This window comes from Nonomuraea sp. NPDC050227, from assembly GCF_044459705.1.
Taxonomy (GTDB): domain Bacteria; phylum Actinomycetota; class Actinomycetes; order Streptosporangiales; family Streptosporangiaceae; genus Nonomuraea.
Window position 1 is genome coordinate 107,022 of record NZ_JBITJF010000013.1, and the last position, 16,179, is coordinate 123,200.

At 72.8% G+C, this 16,179-nt stretch carries 17 protein-coding genes; 7 read left to right on the plus strand and 10 right to left on the minus strand.

The genetic code is table 11. The annotated features are described in order from the left end of the window. Positions 1–18 precede the first annotated feature (18 nt). Genes paaE through paaA form a run of 5 tightly spaced genes read right to left on the minus strand, consistent with a single transcriptional unit; the run spans position 19 to position 3,834 of the window. Complete coding sequence (gene paaE, locus ACIBK9_RS40240; protein WP_397164112.1) at positions 19–1,104, minus strand: 1,2-phenylacetyl-CoA epoxidase subunit PaaE; 1,086 nt, start codon at positions 1,102–1,104, stop codon at positions 19–21. A 1-nt stretch (position 1,105) separates the two neighbouring features. After that, positions 1,106–1,648 carry a 1,2-phenylacetyl-CoA epoxidase subunit PaaD gene (gene paaD / locus ACIBK9_RS40245; RefSeq protein WP_387670030.1) on the minus strand — a complete coding sequence of 181 codons (543 nt, stop codon included), beginning with the start codon at positions 1,646–1,648 and terminating at the stop codon, positions 1,106–1,108. Continuing rightward, positions 1,645–2,565, minus strand: coding sequence for a 1,2-phenylacetyl-CoA epoxidase subunit PaaC (gene paaC / locus ACIBK9_RS40250; RefSeq protein WP_397164114.1), 921 nt, complete (start codon positions 2,563–2,565; stop codon positions 1,645–1,647). The genes paaD and paaC overlap by 4 nt, the downstream gene beginning before the upstream one ends. A gap of 13 nt (positions 2,566–2,578) precedes the next feature. Continuing rightward, positions 2,579–2,872 carry a 1,2-phenylacetyl-CoA epoxidase subunit PaaB gene (paaB, locus tag ACIBK9_RS40255; protein ID WP_352324188.1) on the minus strand — a complete coding sequence of 98 codons (294 nt, stop codon included), beginning with the start codon at positions 2,870–2,872 and terminating at the stop codon, positions 2,579–2,581. Beyond that, complete coding sequence (paaA, locus tag ACIBK9_RS40260) at positions 2,869–3,834, minus strand: 1,2-phenylacetyl-CoA epoxidase subunit PaaA (protein WP_397164116.1); 966 nt, start codon at positions 3,832–3,834, stop codon at positions 2,869–2,871. Before paaA ends, paaB begins: the two co-directional genes overlap by 4 nt. A gap of 91 nt (positions 3,835–3,925) precedes the next feature. On the opposite strand from paaA, the gene paaZ reads away from it, so the two are divergent. Together paaZ and ACIBK9_RS40270 are read left to right on the plus strand one after the other, a co-directional pair. Then, a complete protein-coding gene (gene paaZ, locus ACIBK9_RS40265; protein WP_397164118.1) occupies positions 3,926–5,965 on the plus strand; it encodes a phenylacetic acid degradation bifunctional protein PaaZ in 2,040 nt (679 codons plus the stop codon). Between the two features lies 1 nt (position 5,966). After that, the gene (locus ACIBK9_RS40270; RefSeq protein WP_397164119.1) at positions 5,967–6,758 is read left to right on the plus strand and encodes an enoyl-CoA hydratase/isomerase family protein; all 792 of its coding nucleotides are present in this window, start codon (positions 5,967–5,969) and stop codon (positions 6,756–6,758) included. Positions 6,759–6,805: 47 nt separating this feature from the next. On the opposite strand, the gene ACIBK9_RS40275 is transcribed toward ACIBK9_RS40270, so the two are convergent. Further along, complete coding sequence (locus ACIBK9_RS40275) at positions 6,806–7,315, minus strand: Lrp/AsnC family transcriptional regulator (protein ID WP_397164120.1); 510 nt, start codon at positions 7,313–7,315, stop codon at positions 6,806–6,808. Positions 7,316–7,441: 126 nt separating this feature from the next. Between ACIBK9_RS40275 and pdhA the strand changes: the two genes are divergently transcribed. From pdhA to ACIBK9_RS40295, 4 genes are all read left to right on the plus strand, one after another. Beyond that, on the plus strand, positions 7,442–8,542 hold the full coding sequence (gene pdhA, locus ACIBK9_RS40280) for a pyruvate dehydrogenase (acetyl-transferring) E1 component subunit alpha (protein ID WP_397164122.1): 1,101 nt from the start codon (positions 7,442–7,444) through the stop codon (positions 8,540–8,542). Position 8,543: 1 nt separating this feature from the next. Further along, entirely contained in the window at positions 8,544–9,563 is a 1,020-nt protein-coding gene (locus tag ACIBK9_RS40285; protein ID WP_397164124.1) for an alpha-ketoacid dehydrogenase subunit beta, read from the plus strand. Continuing rightward, complete coding sequence (locus ACIBK9_RS40290; RefSeq protein WP_397164126.1) at positions 9,560–10,942, plus strand: dihydrolipoamide acetyltransferase family protein; 1,383 nt, start codon at positions 9,560–9,562, stop codon at positions 10,940–10,942. Before ACIBK9_RS40285 ends, ACIBK9_RS40290 begins: the two co-directional genes overlap by 4 nt. 231 nt (positions 10,943–11,173) lie before the next feature. Next, positions 11,174–11,515, plus strand: coding sequence for a MazG-like family protein (locus tag ACIBK9_RS40295; protein WP_397164127.1), 342 nt, complete (start codon positions 11,174–11,176; stop codon positions 11,513–11,515). A gap of 150 nt (positions 11,516–11,665) precedes the next feature. Here the strand turns inward: ACIBK9_RS40295 and ACIBK9_RS40300 are convergent, their stop codons facing one another. From ACIBK9_RS40300 to ACIBK9_RS40310, 3 genes are all read right to left on the minus strand, one after another. After that, on the minus strand, positions 11,666–11,986 hold the full coding sequence (locus ACIBK9_RS40300; RefSeq protein WP_358293340.1) for a GYD domain-containing protein: 321 nt from the start codon (positions 11,984–11,986) through the stop codon (positions 11,666–11,668). 146 nt (positions 11,987–12,132) lie between these two features. Beyond that, positions 12,133–12,738, minus strand: coding sequence for a hypothetical protein (locus tag ACIBK9_RS40305; protein ID WP_397164128.1), 606 nt, complete (start codon positions 12,736–12,738; stop codon positions 12,133–12,135). 165 nt (positions 12,739–12,903) lie between these two features. After that, the gene (locus ACIBK9_RS40310) at positions 12,904–13,431 is read right to left on the minus strand and encodes a hypothetical protein (RefSeq protein ID WP_397164129.1); all 528 of its coding nucleotides are present in this window, start codon (positions 13,429–13,431) and stop codon (positions 12,904–12,906) included. 413 nt (positions 13,432–13,844) lie between these two features. Here ACIBK9_RS40310 and ACIBK9_RS40315 point away from each other — a divergent pair, with 413 nt between their 5' ends. Further along, a complete protein-coding gene (locus ACIBK9_RS40315; RefSeq protein ID WP_397164130.1) occupies positions 13,845–15,314 on the plus strand; it encodes an alpha/beta fold hydrolase in 1,470 nt (489 codons plus the stop codon). Positions 15,315–15,474: 160 nt separating this feature from the next. Here the strand turns inward: ACIBK9_RS40315 and ACIBK9_RS40320 are convergent, their stop codons facing one another. Next, on the minus strand, positions 15,475–16,041 hold the full coding sequence (locus ACIBK9_RS40320; RefSeq protein ID WP_397164132.1) for a histidine phosphatase family protein: 567 nt from the start codon (positions 16,039–16,041) through the stop codon (positions 15,475–15,477). Positions 16,042–16,179 lie beyond the last annotated feature (138 nt).

Sequence of the window (16,179 nt, forward strand, 5' to 3'; positions counted from 1 at the left end):
AACTCCTCTGCGTCGGGGTCAGGCGTCGTAGTCCACGGTGACACGGTCGCCGGCCGGGAACGTCTGGCAGGTGAGCACGAAACCGGCGTCCACCTCGGCCGGTTCGAGCGCGTAGTTGCGGCGCATGTCCGCCGCGCCCTCGCGGACCACCGCCCGGCAGGTGCCGCAGACCCCGCCCCGGCAGGCGAACGGCAGGTCCGAGCGGGTCTGCTGGGCGCCGTCGAGCAGGGTGGACTCGCGCGAGACGGTGGCGGTCGTGCGCCTTCCGTCGAGCACCGTCGTCAGCACGGTCGTCGCGCCCGCCGGCACGCCCTCGGGCCGCCTCGGCTGAGGCGGGGGAGCGTCGACGTAGAAGAGCTCGACGTGCACCTTCGCGGCCGGGACGTCGAGCTCGGCGAGCACCTGGCGGGCGTCCTCGACCATGCGCAGCGGCCCGCACAGCCAGACGTGGTCGAACGTCTCGATCGGCACCAGCTCGGTGAACAGCCGCCGCAGCCGGTCGCCGTCCAGCCGGCCGGAGAACAGCTCGACGTCGCGCGGCTCCCGGGAGAGCACGTGGACGAGCTGGAGGCGGGGGCCGTACCGGTTCTTCAGGTCGCCGAGCTCCTCGGCGAACATCACGGTGCGGCTGCTGCGGTTGCCGTACAGCAGCGACACCCGCGCGCCGGGATGGGTGAGCACCGTCGAGGCGACCGACATCATCGGGGTGATGCCCGACCCGGCCGCCACGCACAGGTGCCGCTCGCCCGCGCCGGGGTCGGCCTGCCAGGAGCCGGTGGGGGGCTGCACCTCGATCCGCGTGCCCGGCCGCACCTCGCGGACGAGCCAGGAGGAGAAGAGCCCGTCCGGGATCTCCCGGACGCCGATGCGCGGCGCGTCCCCGGCCGGGGCGCAGATCGAGTACGACCGCCGCTCCTCCCGCCCGTCCACGAAGCGGCGCAGGGTGAGCGACTGGCCCGCGCGGAAGGCGTACGCCTGGCGCAGCTCGCCGGGCACGGAGAAGGTGATCGCGGCGGCGTCCTCGCACAGGTGGTCGACCGCCGCCACGGTCAGCTCGTGGAAGGCGGCGTGCGCCCGGGCCGGCGCGGGCGCGAGCGTGGTCATCTCATATCTCCTTGACATGCTCGAACGGTTCCAGGCAGTCGGCGCAGGCGTAGAGGGCCTTGCAGGCGGTGGCGCCGAACTCGGAGGTCAGCCGGGTGGCCCGGGAGCCGCAGCGCGGGCAGGCCGGTGCGGTCCTGGCCGGGCCGAGCGTCAGCGGCACCGGCCCGGACGTCCGCCGGGCCGGTCCGGGCGCCGACAGTCCGGCGGCCCGCAGGGCGTCCCGGCCGCGCTCGGAGATCCAGTCGCTCGACCACGGTGGGTCGAGCACGACCCGCACCTCGACCCGCGGGAAACCCGCCGCCCGCAGCCCGTGGACGAGGTCGTCGCGCATGGTCGCCATGGCCGGGCAGCCGGTGTACGTCGGGGTGATCGAGGCGACCACGACCTCGCCGTCCGGGCCCGGCCGCAGCTCGACGCCGCGCAGCACGCCGAGGTCGGCCAGGGTGAGCATCGGCATCTCCGGGTCCCGCACCCGCTCCGCGACCCGGGCGGCGCGCTCGCGGGCGTCCCCGGGCGCGGGGCCGGCGTGCTCGGCGGCGGTCACCAGCGGCCTGCCGGGTGGGCGCGGGCGACCGACTGCATGTCGGCGAGCAGGTCGGCCAGCGCCGGGGTGTGAACGCCGTCCCGGCCGCCGCCCGGCCTGTCGTCGTCCCGTCGGTCTTCGAGGGCCGGGCGGGGGACGTCGCTCACCGTCAGCACCTGGTTGAGCACGGCGTCCACGTCGGCGCGCAGCGCGGCGGCCTCCACGGCGACGCCCGAACGGGCGAGCGCGAGCTCGACGGGATGCGCGGTGACCAGCTCGGCCAGCAGCGGCCACAGCTCGCCGAGCGCGGCGTCGAGCCGGCGGCGCGACTCCTCGGTGCCCTGGGCCAGGGTGAGGAACCAGCGGCCCGCCCAGTCCCGGTGGTAGGCGACCTCCTTGACGCCCTTGGCGGCGACGGCGGCCAGCACCGTGTCCGCGCTCGCCGACAGCCGCTCCAGCAGCGCCAGCCGGGCCGTCGAGAACAGCAGCAGGCGCACGACGACGTGCGCGAAGTCGCCGTTCTCGACCTCGGCCAGCCACACGTTCCTGAACTGCCCGGCGTCGCGGAAGAACGCCAGCGCGTCCTCCGGCGGCACCGGCGAGCCCTCGGGCAGCGCGGGCACCACGCCGGGGTCGGCCGCGGCCGCCCGCGCCAGCAGCAGGCGCGCCTGCCCGAGCAGGTCGAGCGCCACGTTGGCGAGCGCGATGTCCTCCTCCAGGTCGGGGGCGCGGCTGCACCACTCCGTGAGCCGCTGCGACATCACCAGCGCGTCGTCGCCGAGCATGAGGCAGTACGCGGCCAGCTCGGCGGAGCCGACCCCGTCGGGCACGGTGGTGTCCACGCCCGCCAGCGGGTCCTCGAAGTCCGTGCCGAACGCCCACTGCGCGGAGTCCCCGCCGGTCAGGCCGTCGAAGATGCTCTCGTGGTCATCGCTCACGCTGGACCCCCTCTCACATGTGCGGGACGTCGCCCGGGATGTCGTAGAACGTCGGGTGCCGGTAGACCTTGTCGCCGCTCGGCGCGAACAGCGGGTCCTTCTCGTCCGGGCTGGAGGCGGTGATGGCGTCGGAGCGCACGACCCAGATGCTCACGCCCTCGTTGCGCCGGGTGTAGACGTCGCGGGCGTGCCGCAGGGCCATCGCGTCGTCGGGGGCGTGCAGCGATCCGACGTGCACGTGGTTGAGCCCGCGCTTGACCCGGACGAACACCTCGTACAGCGGCCATTCCCGCCGGTCGGCGCTCATCGGGCGCCCGCCCCGGCAGCCGTGCGGCTCGCGAACGCCGACGCGGCCTCGCGCACCCAGGCGCCGTCCTCGTGGGCGGCGCGGCGGTGGCGCATCCGCTGGGCGTTGCACGGCCCGTCGCCGCGGATGACCGCGGCCAGCTCCGACCAGTCCGGCTGCCCGAAGTCGTGGTGCCCGCGCTCCTCGTTCCAGCGCAGGTCGGGGTCGGGCAGCGTGACGCCGAGCGCCTTGGCCTGCGGGACCGTCATGTCGACGAACTTCTGGCGCAGCTCGTCGTTGGAGTTGCGCTTGATGCCCCAGGCCATCGAGCGCTCGCTGTTGGGGGAGCGGTCGTCGGGCGGGCCGAACATCATGAGGGAGGGCCACCAGAACCGGTTGACCGAGTCCTGAACCATCTCCCGCTGGGCCTGCGTGCCGCGCATCATCGTCATCAGCAGCTCGTAGCCCTGCCGCTGGTGGAAGGACTCCTCCTTGCAGATGCGGATCATCGCGCGCCCGTACGGGCCGTAGGAGGTGCGGCACAGCGGCACCTGGTTGCAGATCGCGGCGCCGTCCACGAGCCAGCCGATCGTGCCGACGTCGGCGTAGGACAGCGTCGGGTAGTTGAAGATCGAGGAGTATTTCTGCTTCCCGGACAGAAGGAGTTCGGTCAGCTCGGCGCGGGAGACGCCCAACGTCTCGCACGCGGAGTACAAATAGAGGCCGTGCCCGGCTTCGTCCTGCACCTTGGCCAGCAGGATCGCCTTGCGGCGCAGCGACGGCGCGCGCCCGATCCACTCGCCCTCCGGCTGCATGCCGATGATCTCGGAGTGCGCGTGCTGGGCGATCTGGCGGACGAGCGTCCTGCGGTACGCCTCCGGCATCCAGTCGCGGGGCTCGATCCGGTCGTGACCCGCGATGGTCGCGTCGAAGGCGGACTGCAGCCGCTCCTCCAGGTCCGGCTCCGCCGGCGTGGTGGTCATCGTCCCTCCGAGACATCGGTCTTATTTACTTATCGCTCGGTCAGTAATACGGTTGCATGAGTCGGGGCTTCCGCGCAAGAGAGGAGACAGCGTGAGCGCGCTGCTGGAGAGCTACGCCGCCGGACGATGGTTCCGCGCGTCGGACGACGGGGAACCCTTGCTCGACGCCGCGACGGGCGAGGAGGTCGCGCGGATCTCCAGCCGGGGGCTGGACGTCGCGGCCATGGTCAGGCACGCCAGGGACACCGGCGGCCCGGCGCTGCGGGCCCTGACCTTCCACGAGCGGGCCGCCCTGCTCAAGGCGCTGGCCAAGCACCTGCTCGAAGGCAAGGACGCGCTGTACGCCCTGTCCACGCGCACCGGCGCCACCTCCCGCGACACCATGGTCGACGTCGACGGCGGCATCGGCACCCTGTTCAGCTACGCGAGCAAGGGCGTGCGCGAGCTGCCCAACGACACCGTCTTCCTCGACGGCGGCCTGGAGCGCCTGGGCAAGGGCGGCACCTTCGCCGGCCAGCACCTCTACACCTCGCGGCCGGGCGTCGCCGTGCAGATCAACGCCTTCAACTTCCCCGTCTGGGGCATGCTGGAGAAGCTGGCCCCGGCCTTCCTCGCCGGGCTGCCCTCGATCGTCAAGCCCGCCGCCCAGACCGCCTACCTCACCGAGCTGGCCGTCCGGCAGATCATCGAGTCCGGCATCCTGCCGGAGGGGACGCTCCAGCTCCTGGCCGGCAGCCCCGACGGGCTGCTCGACGAGCTGACCGTCCAGGACTCCGTCGCCTTCACCGGCTCGGCCCACACCGCCGGCATCCTGCGCCGCCACCCGAACGTGCTCGACGGCGGCGTCGTGCTCGGCGTCGAGGCCGACTCGCTCAACTGCTCGATCCTCGGCCCCGACGTGCGCCCGGACGATCCGGAGTTCGACCTGTTCGTCAAGGGCGTCGTCACCGAGATGACGGTCAAGGCGGGCCAGAAGTGCACGGCCATCCGCCGCGTGCTCGTGCCGGCGAACCTGGCGGACCAGGTGACCGAGGCGCTGGCCGCGCGCCTGGCGTCGATCACCGTCGGCGACCCGCGCAACCCCGGCGTGCGCATGGGCCCGCTGGCCAGCCTGGGCCAGCGCGAGGAGGTGCGCAAGGCGGTGGAGGCGCTGCGGGCCGGCGCGGAGGTCGTCCACGGCGACCCGCGCGGCGCGTCCCTGCTGGAGGGCGACCCCGAGCGCGGCGCGTTCATGACCCCGCTGCTGCTGCGCGCCCGCCCCGGCGCCGCCGAGCCGCACGACGTGGAGCCGTTCGGGCCGGTCGCGACCGTGCTCGCCTACGACGGCGTCGAGGAGGCGGTCGCCCTGGCCGCGCGCGGCAAGGGCAGCCTGGTCGCCTCCGTCGCCACCCACGACCCGCAGGTCGCGCGGTCCGTCGTGCTCGGGCTCGCGCCCTGGCACGGCCGGGTCCTGGTCCTCGACCGCGACGACGCCAAGGAGTCCACCGGGCACGGCTCGCCGCTGCCGGTCCTCGTCCACGGCGGCCCCGGGCGGGCCGGCGGCGGCGAGGAGCTGGGCGGCGTGCGCGGCGTCCTGCACCACATGCAGCGCACCGCCGTCCAGGGCTCGCCGGACCAGCTCACCGCGATCACCGGCCGCTGGACGACCGGCTCGGCCCGCGCCGACTCCGGCGTCCACCCCTTCCGCAAGTCGCTGGCCGAGCTGCGGGTGGGCGACACCATCGCCTCCGCGCCGCGCACGGTCTCGCTCGCCGACATCGAGCACTTCGCCGAGTTCACCGGCGACACCTTCTACGCCCACACCGACCCCGAGGCCGCCGCCCGCAACCCGCTGTTCGGCGGCATCGTCGCGCACGGCTACCTGGTGGTGTCCCTGGCCGCCGGGCTGTTCGTGGACCCGGCGCCCGGCCCGGTGCTGGCCAACTTCGGCGTCGACGGGCTGCGCTTCCTCACCCCGGTCAAGGCCGGCGACGCCATCGCCGTCGCGCTGACCGTCAAGCAGATCACGCCGCGCAGCGGCGCCGACTACGGCGAGGTGCGCTGGGACGCCACCGTGACCAACCAGGACGGCGTCCCGGTCGCCACGTACGACGTGCTGACCCTGGTGGCCAAGACCTGGCCGGAGGGCTGACGTGCACGACACCCCGGTCCTGCTCGAACGCGACGGCGCCGTGGCCGTCGTGACGCTCAACCGTCCCGACCACCGCAACGCGCTGAACGACGGGCTCAAGCAGGCCCTGCGCCGGGCGCTGGAGGAGGTCGCCGCCGACGACTCGGTCAGGGCCGTGCTGCTGACCGGCGCGGGCCGCGCGTTCTGCGTCGGCCAGGACCTCGCCGAGCACGCCGAGGCCCTGCGCGCCGACCCCGGTCACGCCTTCGACACCGTCGAGGCGGACTACGCGCCGGTCGTCCGGCTCCTGGCCACGATGCCCAAGCCGGTCGTCGCCGCCGTCAACGGCGCCTGCGTGGGCGCCGGGCTGGCCTTCGCGCTCGCCTGCGACCTGCGCGTCCTGGCCGAGGACGCCAAGCTGGCCACGGCGTTCACGGGGATCGGGCTCACCTGCGACTCCGGCCTGTCGGCGACGCTGACGCGGGCGGTCGGCGAGTCCAGGGCCAAGGAGCTGGTGCTGCTCGGCGAGCCGTTCGGGGCCGCGCAGGCGGTCGCGTGGGGCGTGTCGGGGCGGGTGGTGCCCGGGGCCGAGGTGTGCATGGCGGGACGCGAGCTGGCCGCCCGGCTGGCGGCCGGGCCGACCGCGGCCTACGCCGAGTCCAAGCGGCTCATCGCGCAGGGGTGGGAGCAGGGCCTCGGCGCGGTGCTCGCCGAGGAGGCCCGCGCGCAGGCCCGCCTCGGACGCACCGCCGACCACGCGGGCGCGGTGGAGGCGTTCCTCGCCAAGCGCAGGCCGACCTTCGGAGGGCGCTGAACGAGGGCGCTGAACGAGGGCTCGGAGTGGGGGCTCGGAGTGGGGGCTCAGCTGTCGTGGGCCCCCCATTCCGCGCCCCGGCCGCGGGCCTCCTCGAACACCAGCCAGGTCCGGGTGGCCCGCACCCCCGGGATGTCCTGGATGCGTTCCAGCACGACGTGCCGCAGCGCGGCGTTGTCCGGCGTCCTGACCAGCACCAGGACGTCGTAGTCGCCGCCGACCATGGCGAAGTGCTCCACGTACGGCGTCTCGCGCAGCCGTGCCGTGACCTGGCGCCAGGAGTTCTGCTCGATCGTCACCGACACGTACGCGCTGGTGCCCAGGCCCGCCCGGTGCGGCGCCAGCTCGGCGGTGAAGCCGGTGATCACGCCGTCGTCCATCAGCCGGGTGAGCCGGGCGTAGACGTTGGCGCGCGAGACGTGCACGCGTTCGGCCAGGGTGCGCATCGACATCCGGCCGTCGCGCAGCAACTCGGCGATGATCGCCCGGTCCACTCCGTCCAGGTTTGCTGCCGAACGTCCCGGCCAGCCGCCCTCGACGCCCTCGTTGGTTGACAATTGGCCCTCCACTAGTCCCATATAAAGCCGTTTGTCGCTCATCATGCCTGATGTCTTGAACGGATGGCCCCGGAAGCGGACGCTTTCCCTCACAAACGTCCAGAGAAAGTGAGCGTCGCCATGTCCGTGAGGAGGAGTCCCCAGACGGTCGACGGCCTGCTGCCCTCACCAGAGCCGGTGCGCTTCGTCGCCGAGGACGGCACCGCCGTCGAGCCGCCCGCCGGGTACGCGGAGCCCGCCGGGGAGCACCTGGTGGAGGCGTACCGGCGGATGGTCCTGGGCCGCCGCTTCGACCGTCAGGCGACCGCGCTGACCAAGCAGGGCCGGCTGGCCGTCTACCCCTCCAGCCGCGGCCAGGAGGCCTGCCAGATCGCCGGCGTGCTCGCGCTGCGCGAGGACGACTGGCTGTTCCCCACCTACCGCGACTCGGTCGCGCTCGTCTCCCGCGGCCTCGACCCGGTTGAGGTGCTCACGCTGCTGCGCGGCGGCTGGCACTGCGGTTACGACCCCGCCGCCACGCGCGTCGCCCCCCAGTGCACGCCGCTGGCCACCCAGACGATCCACGCGGTCGGCATGGCCGAGGCCATGCGCCGCAAGGGCGAGGACGGCGTCGTCATGGCCTTCATCGGCGACGGCGGCACCAGCGAGGGCGACTTCCACGAGGCGCTCAACTACGCCGCGGTGCTGCGCGCCCCCGTCGTGTTCTTCGTCCAGAACAACAAGTACGCCATCTCCGTCCCGCTGGCCAAGCAGAGCGCGGCCCCGGCGCTGGCCTACAAGGGCATCGGCTACGGCATCCCCTCCGAGCAGGTGGACGGCAACGACCTCGTCGCCGTGCTGTCGGTGCTGACCGCCGCCGTGACGCACGCCAGGACCGGCGGCGGCCCGTTCCTCGTCGAGGCGCACACCTACCGCATGGACCCCCACACCAACGCCGACGACCCCACCCGCTACCGCGAGAGCCAGGAGGTCGAGCAGTGGGAGTCGGCCGACCCGCTGGCCCGGCTGGAGACCTACCTGCGCGGGCGCGGCCTGCTCGGCGCCGAGGACGTCGCCGCCGCGCACCAGGTCGCCGAGGAGTACGCGGCGCGCCTGCGCGAGGCGATGAACGCCGACCCCGAGGCCGACCCCTTCGAGCTGTTCGACCACGTCTTCGCCGAGCCGACGCCCCAGCTGCACGAGCAGCGGGCCCTGCTGGCGTCCGAGCTGACCGCGCGGGAGGACTGACATGACCGCGAAGATGACCATGGCCCAGGCGTTGAACGCCGCCCTGCGCGACGCCCTGCGCGAGGACGAGCGCGTCCTCGTCTTCGGCGAGGACGTCGGCCCGCTCGGCGGCGTCTTCCGCGTCACCGACGGGCTCACCAAGGAGTTCGGCGAGGAACGCTGCTTCGACACGCCGCTGGCCGAGGCGGGGATCGTGGGCCTGGCCGTGGGCCTGGCCATGGGCGGCTTCCGCCCGGTGATCGAGATGCAGTTCGACGCCTTCGCCTACCCGGCCTTCGAGCAGATCGCCTCGCACGTGGCCAAGCTGCGCAACCGCACCCGCGGGCGGCTGTCGCTGCCGATCGTGATCCGGATCCCGTACGCGGGCGGCATCGGCGGCGTCGAGCACCACTGCGACTCCAGCGAGGCGTACTACGCCCACACGCCGGGGCTCAAGGTCGTGACGCCCGCGACGGCCGACGACGCCTACTGGCTGCTGCGCGACGCCGTCGCCGACCCCGACCCGGTGATCTTCATGGAGCCCAAGCGGCTGTACTGGTCCAAGGAGGAGACCTCCCTCGAAGACCGCCGCGCCGCCGGGTTCGGCCGGGCCGCCGTCCGCCGCGAGGGCCGCGACGCGACGCTCGTCGCCTACGGGCCCAGCGTGCCCGTGGCGCTCCAGGCCGCCGAGGCCGCCGCCCGGGACGGGCTCTCGCTGGAGGTGGTCGACCTGCGGACGATCGTCCCGTTCGACGACGAGACCGTGGTGGCCTCCGTGCGCAGGACGGGGCGCTGCGTGGTGATCCAGGAGGCCCAGGGGTTCGCCGGGGTGGGGGCGGAGATCGCCGCCCGCGTGCAGGAGCGGTGCTTCCACTCGCTGGCCGCGCCGGTGCTGCGCGTCACCGGGTTCGACATCCCGTACCCGCCGCCCATGCTCGAACACTCCCACCTCCCGGACGTTGACCGCGTCCTCGACGCCGTGGACCGGCTCCAGTTCGACGACCAGCCCGACCTGCTGCACCTCACCCGGGAGGCGTCATGACGGCGACCGCCGCGCGGCAGGTGTTCCGGCTGCCGGACCTCGGCGAGGGCCTGACCGAGGCCGAGATCGTCGAGTGGAAGGTGGCCGTGGGGGACACGGTGGAGATCGACCAGATCGTGGTGGAGGTGGAGACCGCGAAGGCGGCGGTGGAGGTGCCCGTGCCGTACGCGGGGACCGTCCTGCGCCTGCACGCCGAGGCGGGCGCGGTCGTGGCGGTGGGGGAGCCGCTCATCGAGGTCGGGGACTCGCAGGAGGACCCGGCGGCGGCGCGGTACCGGGAGGAGGAACGCGCCGGCTCGGGCAACGTCCTGATCGGCTACGGCACCACCGGCACCCCCCACAAGAGCCGCCGCCGCCCCCGCCCCACCAACCCGGCTCCCTCCACCCCGGCCCCCGCACCCGCTCCGGGATCGGGCCCCGCACCGGCACCCGCGCTGGAGGCGGTTGCTTCTCCGTCCCCGGGCGGGTCGGAGCGTGCGCCTCGGGTGATCTCGCCGCTGGTGCGCCGGATGGCGCGCGAGCACGGCGTGGACCTCGCCGCCGTCCTTGCCACCGGACCGCACGGCGTCATCCTCCGCCGGGACGTCGAACACGCCATCGCCAACCCGGGCGCCAACCCGGGCGCCGACTCCGGCGCGACCCCTGACGCCCCGTCCGCCGACCAGGCGGCGTCTCCGGTGGCCCTGGTGGCGGAGCGCATCCCTCTGCGCGGCCTGCGCCGTACGGTCGCCGACAAGCTGACCCGCAGCCGCACCGAGATCCCCGACGCCACCACCTGGGTGGACGTGGACGCCACCGACCTGCTCGCCATCCGCGACACCCTCCGGCGGACCAGCCCGGACCTGGGCATCGGCCTGCTGGCACTCCTGGCCCGAGCCTGCGTGGCCGGCCTGCTCCGCTTCCCCGAGCTGAACTCCTCGGTCGACACCGACCGGGCCGAGATCGTCCGCCACGGCCACATCAACCTGGGCTTCGCCGCCCAGACCGAACGCGGCCTCGTCGTGCCGGTGGTCCGGGACGCGCACCTCATGACCACCGCCGGCCTGGCCGCCGAACTGGCCCGCCTGACCGCGCTGGCCCGCTCGGGCAGCCTGCCCCCGTCCGCGCTGACGGGCGGCACGTTCACCCTCAACAACTACGGCGTCTTCGGCGTGGACGGCTCCACCCCCATCATCAACCACCCGGAGGCGGCGCTCCTGGGGGTGGGCCGCGTGATCGACCGCCCCTGGGTGCACGACGGCGCAGTGGTGCCCCGCAAGATCACCCAGCTGTCCTTCACCTTCGACCACCGCGTCTGCGACGGCGGCGCGGCGGGCGGCTTCCTGCGCTTCGTCGCCGACTGCGTGGAGAACCCCGCCGTGCTGCTCGCCCACGTCTAGCAGCACGCTCCCCAGGCGGGCGTACGTCACCCGGTGGGCCCAAGGGCGGCAACCCTCGGGCCCACCGGACACCGAGCTCTCTCACGCTCACGACGGTGCAGAAGCTCAACTCACGCCACCGATCATTGCGCTGGGCGCTCTGAGCGCACCACTCTGAGTCCATCGAACGCTGCCGTCCGTGACGCGGACGCCCGGCCTCGACGCCAGACGCCGGCATGGAGGAGGAGCCCGATGCCTGATCCCACCTCGACAGACCCGTGGTCCACGATCGGCGAGCTGGTGGCGTGGCTGGACCGTAACAACGGCCGGGACCCTCACGAGCTCACGCTGCGCGTCATGAAGATCGGCGAGGAGTTCGGCGAGGCGGTCGAGGCCCGCATCGGGGAACTCGGCCAGAACCCGCGCAAACCCGCCTCCCACACCCGCCAGGACCTCGCCGACGAGTTGTGCGACGTGATCGTGACGGCAATGGTGGCCCTCACCTCCGTCGTCGACGACCCGCGGGCTGTGTTCGAGGCGAAGCTGCGGAAGATCGCCGACCGCGTCTCAGCGCTGGAGGTTGAGCGCGCCTGACCTTCCCCGGCGAGCCGTACAAGCCGCCACTCTGGCCCTCGCCGCGCGGTTCGCACCTGCGTAGTGCCTCACCGCCGTGTCCAACGGCTGCCTTCGCCGACATCCCGCGAGCCGAGGCATGGGCCTGCGCCTGCATCTGCCGCCTGGCTGTCACGCGCCAGGAGCCCGGTAAGCCACATCCATCCGGGTGGCTTCGTCGACCTCCTCCGCCGTCAGCAGGGCGACCGTTGTCGTCCGCACCGCCCCGGACGCCGACACCGCCATCCCCAACGCCGCCGACGCCGCGTTGCTCGGCAGGTCGACGACCACGAACGTGTCCGTTTCGCCGAACGCGAAGTACATCTGCTCGACCCGCCCGCCCAGGCTTTCCACCAGGCGATCCACCGCTTGCCGGCGTCCGGTGCCACCGTCCCGCAGCACCCCGCGGAGCCCCTCTGTGGTGTACGTGGACTGGATCAGATATTTGGGCATGGTCGAGTTCCTCTTCTCGTGCCGCCGCCCCGATGCGAGGTGGCGGTCGCGGGTCACGAGGTCGGAATTCTCGGCTCCGGATGAAGGTAATCCCACCGGTAGTGCTGGGTTTGCCCTGCGGCCCTCGAACCGGCCGACACCGCCGTCTAGGCCGAGACCGTCAGCACCACGATCACCGCCCCGAGCGTCAGGTCGAGCGCGGCGCAGAACTCGGCCATCGACCGGGCCACCACCTTGTTCCTGCGCCAGAGGACCACGTCCAGAACGGCATGCCCGACCAGGGCCGCGGCGACCAGGCAGCCTCCGAACGCAGGCGACAGGGACAGCGCGGCCACCGACACCGCCCCGAAGACCAGCATCGCGGGAACCTGCGCCGCGACGAGCGTCGGCTTCCTCACCAGCCCGTCCGCCAGGCCGCCCGCCAGGCCGACGAGGGCGACGCACACCGCACCCCCGACCAGCCCCGGCCACGGCGTCAGCCCGAGCAGCCGCAGCACCGCCACCGCCACCACGGACGCCCCGAACAACGGCCAGGCCACCTGCGGCCTGCCGGTCACCGCCGTGGCGAGGTAGACGAGCGCGGCGAGGAACACCACAAGGGCCGCGTCCCGCCCGTCCTCCAGCCCGAGGACATTGAAGACCATGAAAGCCACGCCCAGCACCGTGGGCCAGCGACGTGCGACGGCCATGAGCACCCGGCCGGTGGGGGAGCGCTCCTGCGAGCCGCCTTGCGCGGACGACATCTCAACCATGACCCGACTCTCCCGCGCCGCCTCCGCCCACCTTGAGGTCGAACACCCCGAACGTCCAGAATCCTGCGATCCCGGTCCGCCCACCCCACGTTCACCCCGCCGACCGCGTGGGTGAAGCAGACGGCCCTGAGGTGACGGACGCCTTTGTGGGGAGGCGGTCCGTCGTCAGGCGGGCCCGACCGACCGCAGCCAGACCGCCGCCGAGTACGGGCCGGTGAAGCGGAGCACGCGCAGGGGAGCGAAACGCGGATCACGGGTGCGCCGCCGGATCTCCGCCTGTCGCGCCGCGTGCTGCGACCAGGCCCACCACGCCGGATGATCACTCTGGAACCATCCGGCGACCGTCTCCCGATTGCCGTTGAAGACGGGTTCGCGCAGAACCGTCCTGCGCAGCGAGCGCCGCAGGACCCGCGGCATGACGACCCGGCGCGGATAGTCCAGCCAGACGATGGTGTCGGCGCGTTCCCACAGCAGGTCGCGCACCTCCGGGTAGCCGAAGGAGTCGAAGATCCACGCCGGGGTCCCGGCGATCTCGGCGACCCGCTCCGGGAACGCCTCGTCCACGGCCCAACCTGGCCCGGCGAAGTACAGGCCGTCCATCTCGTGACAGGGCACGCCGATCCGGTTGCTCAGTGCGCGCGCGAGCGTCGACTTGCCCGCCCCGCTGATGCCCGCCACCAGAATCCGCCGCATCCCGGCAGGCTAGCGCAGCCGTACCCGCCGAGCCCGCCGTGCTGCCAGGCCGTTCGAACGCGCACGACGCCTTCCCGCGCCCCTGCCGGGCGACGACCCGCCCCTCACCGAGCGTCCTGACCGCACAGACTCCTCGACGGTGAGGTGACGAGACAGCCTGCACGAGCAGTAACACGGGCTCCGGATCCTGCCTGACATTGGCTGGACCACGGGCCGTGCGTGGCGCCGGCTGGACCACGGATCGTGCATGACACCGGCTGGACCACGGGCCGTGCGTGGCACCGGCTGGACCACAGAGCGGGTGCGTGGCACCGGCCAGACCACGGTCTGACAACCCGTGGTAGGACTTCCCCGCTCCAAGATCAGACCCTGGTCCGACGCGCTCCCGACCCCCGCGCCGCAATCATGACCGCATGCCGAAACCCCTCGCCACGACCCTGGCCGCCCTGCTGGTGATCACCGGCCAACCCGCCATGGCCACCGCCACCCCGAGCGCCGAGACCCGACCCGGCAGCGAGAGCCCAGCCCGTCCCTCCTCGGTCACCCCATCCGCCATGACCGCCGGAACCTCACTGACCTGGCAGCCCTGCCCCAACGACAAGATCGGCATGGAGTGCGCCGACCTCCAGGTCCCGGTCGACTGGCGCAAGCCCGACGACCGCAAGATCACACTGAAGCTGGGCAGGCTGAAGGCGACCGGCGCCTCCAAAGGATCGGTCCTGGTCGCCTACGGCGGCCCGGGAGGCCCCGGCATCGCCACCACCGCAGCCGTCCCCGAGTGGTGGGCCCGGCTGCGCGAGCGCATGGACATCGTCACCTGGGACACCCGTGGCTACGGCGAGCAGTTCGGCGGCCTGAGCACCGGCCTGGCGTGCGTCTGGACCCGCATCCCCATCCCGGAAGCCCCGCGTGACGACGCCGGCTTCGGCCGCCTGTCCGACACCAACCGCGGCTTCGCCGAGACATGCCGCCACCAAGACCCCCAACTGTTCGCCAACATGAGCTCGGCCGACCAGGCCAGAGACATGGAGGCGATCAGAAAGGCCCTGGGCGGCGCGAAGCTCAACTACTACGGCGCCTCCTACGCGGGCTTCTACGGCCAGGACTACGCCCGCCTCTTCCCCGACCAGATCCGCACGATGGTCCTCGACGGCACCTGGAACCACAGCCCCACCGACTGGTCGCGCGAACTGGAGGAGATGGCGAAGTCCAACGAGCAGTCCATGCGGCGCTTCTTCACCTGGTGCGCCACCCACGACTGCCAAGACATACCCGGCCTCTGGCACAAGCTGACCGAACGAGCCCGCCGCAAGCCCATCCCCACCACGACGGCCAACATGGCCTACAACGCCCGCGACCTGCAGTCCCTCGCCCTCTTCATGGCCCGCCAAGGAGCCCCCGCCTGGCCCGCCCTGGCACGCGCGATCCGCAAGGCGGCCGGCCAGGGCGACGCCTCCGACTTCGTCCCAGCCCGTGGGGCCCGCTACCCCGACCAGACCACCCCCGTCACCGAATGCCTCGACTGGCCGCGCCCCACGACCCTCAAGGAACTGGCCAGCACCGACGCCCGCCTCCGCAAGATCGCCCCTCTCACCGGCACCGCCAACACGCTGGCCTCGGCGACCCTCACTTGCATCGGCTGGCCGGCCCCGGTCACCAACCCGCCCGCTCCCCTCCCGAAGGGCGTGCCTCCGGTCCTGGGAGCAGGCGCCTGGGGCGAGTCGGACGCGGTCGAACGTGCCCTGGCCGCCGTCCCCGGCAGCGTCACCATCCGCCACGACGGCCCCGGTCACACCCTCTACGGCTTCAACCCCTGCGCCCGCGACCTGATGAACCGCTACTTCACCGATCTGACCCTGCCGCCGCCGAACACCCAATGCTGACCACCTCGAACCCGCCGGTAGGCAGCCATCCGGGCGAACGGGAAACGTCCTCGCCCCACGCTTCAGCCGGAGCAGTTCGGCTCCCGAGCGCGAGAAGCCCGAGCGCGAAGGGAAGGACCGAGTCCTGCTGGGCCAGTACGCCAGCCGCAGCCGGCGATCTTCAACTCGTCCGGACGGGGTTCTGCGGCGCCCGGTGGAACTCGATGCTCACGAACCGACCGTCGTCGAAGCCGAGGCGCGCACCGTCGCAGTGCGCGAACGGCGTCCCCCAGGAGTCGTGTGCAGCGTCCGGAAAGCACGCCGCCAACGCCAGCTCGATCGCCCCTCCATGCCCGACCAGGAGCGCCGAGCAGCCCTCCGCGACGTCGCGGACCGTGTCCACCCAGATCGCTCGGTGAGTCTCGGCCACGGTCGCCGCCTCCCGGCCCTCCCGGATGATCTCCGCGAGCCGCCGGTAGGGCTCGGTCCAGCCCCATTGCGCGTGCCGAGCGATCTCTCCCGGCACATAACCCGACGGCATCTCCATGGTGTCGTCGACGGCGAAACCCATCGCGACAGCGGTCTCGACGGCCCGAGGAGACGAACTGGTGACCACGCGCTCGTAGGGACCGACTCCGGAGCCGATGAAGCGGGCGAGGGCGATGCCGTCACCCGACAGGTGTGACCCACGGCCACGTGCCGCGCCCTTCTTGGTCAAGCTGTGTCGGCGCACGTCGAGCCAGCGCACTTGGCGTCCTCCTGCAACGGTGTTCCGGTGGGCAAGGGCAGAGGCGCGTGCGGCCACCGCGATCATCGAACGGTGTGCTGACAACCAAAGATCATGTGGCCGCAGGCCAAAGCGTAGCCGCGCCCGGCCGAGCAAAGG

Coding starts and splice junctions, on each gene's coding strand:
- paaE (WP_397164112.1), bottom strand. CDS start 1,104: ATGACCACGCTCGCGCCCGCGCCGGCCCGGGCGCACGCCGCCTTCCAC.
- paaB (WP_352324188.1), bottom strand. CDS start 2,872: ATGAGCGCCGACCGGCGGGAATGGCCGCTGTACGAGGTGTTCGTCCGG.
- paaA (WP_397164116.1), bottom strand. CDS start 3,834: ATGACCACCACGCCGGCGGAGCCGGACCTGGAGGAGCGGCTGCAGTCC.
- ACIBK9_RS40285 (WP_397164124.1), top strand. CDS start 8,544: ATGACCGCGAAGATGACCATGGCCCAGGCGTTGAACGCCGCCCTGCGC.
- ACIBK9_RS40290 (WP_397164126.1), top strand. CDS start 9,560: ATGACGGCGACCGCCGCGCGGCAGGTGTTCCGGCTGCCGGACCTCGGC.
- ACIBK9_RS40295 (WP_397164127.1), top strand. CDS start 11,174: ATGCCTGATCCCACCTCGACAGACCCGTGGTCCACGATCGGCGAGCTG.
- ACIBK9_RS40300 (WP_358293340.1), bottom strand. CDS start 11,986: ATGCCCAAATATCTGATCCAGTCCACGTACACCACAGAGGGGCTCCGC.
- ACIBK9_RS40305 (WP_397164128.1), bottom strand. CDS start 12,738: ATGGTTGAGATGTCGTCCGCGCAAGGCGGCTCGCAGGAGCGCTCCCCC.
- ACIBK9_RS40310 (WP_397164129.1), bottom strand. CDS start 13,431: ATGCGGCGGATTCTGGTGGCGGGCATCAGCGGGGCGGGCAAGTCGACG.
- ACIBK9_RS40315 (WP_397164130.1), top strand. CDS start 13,845: ATGCCGAAACCCCTCGCCACGACCCTGGCCGCCCTGCTGGTGATCACC.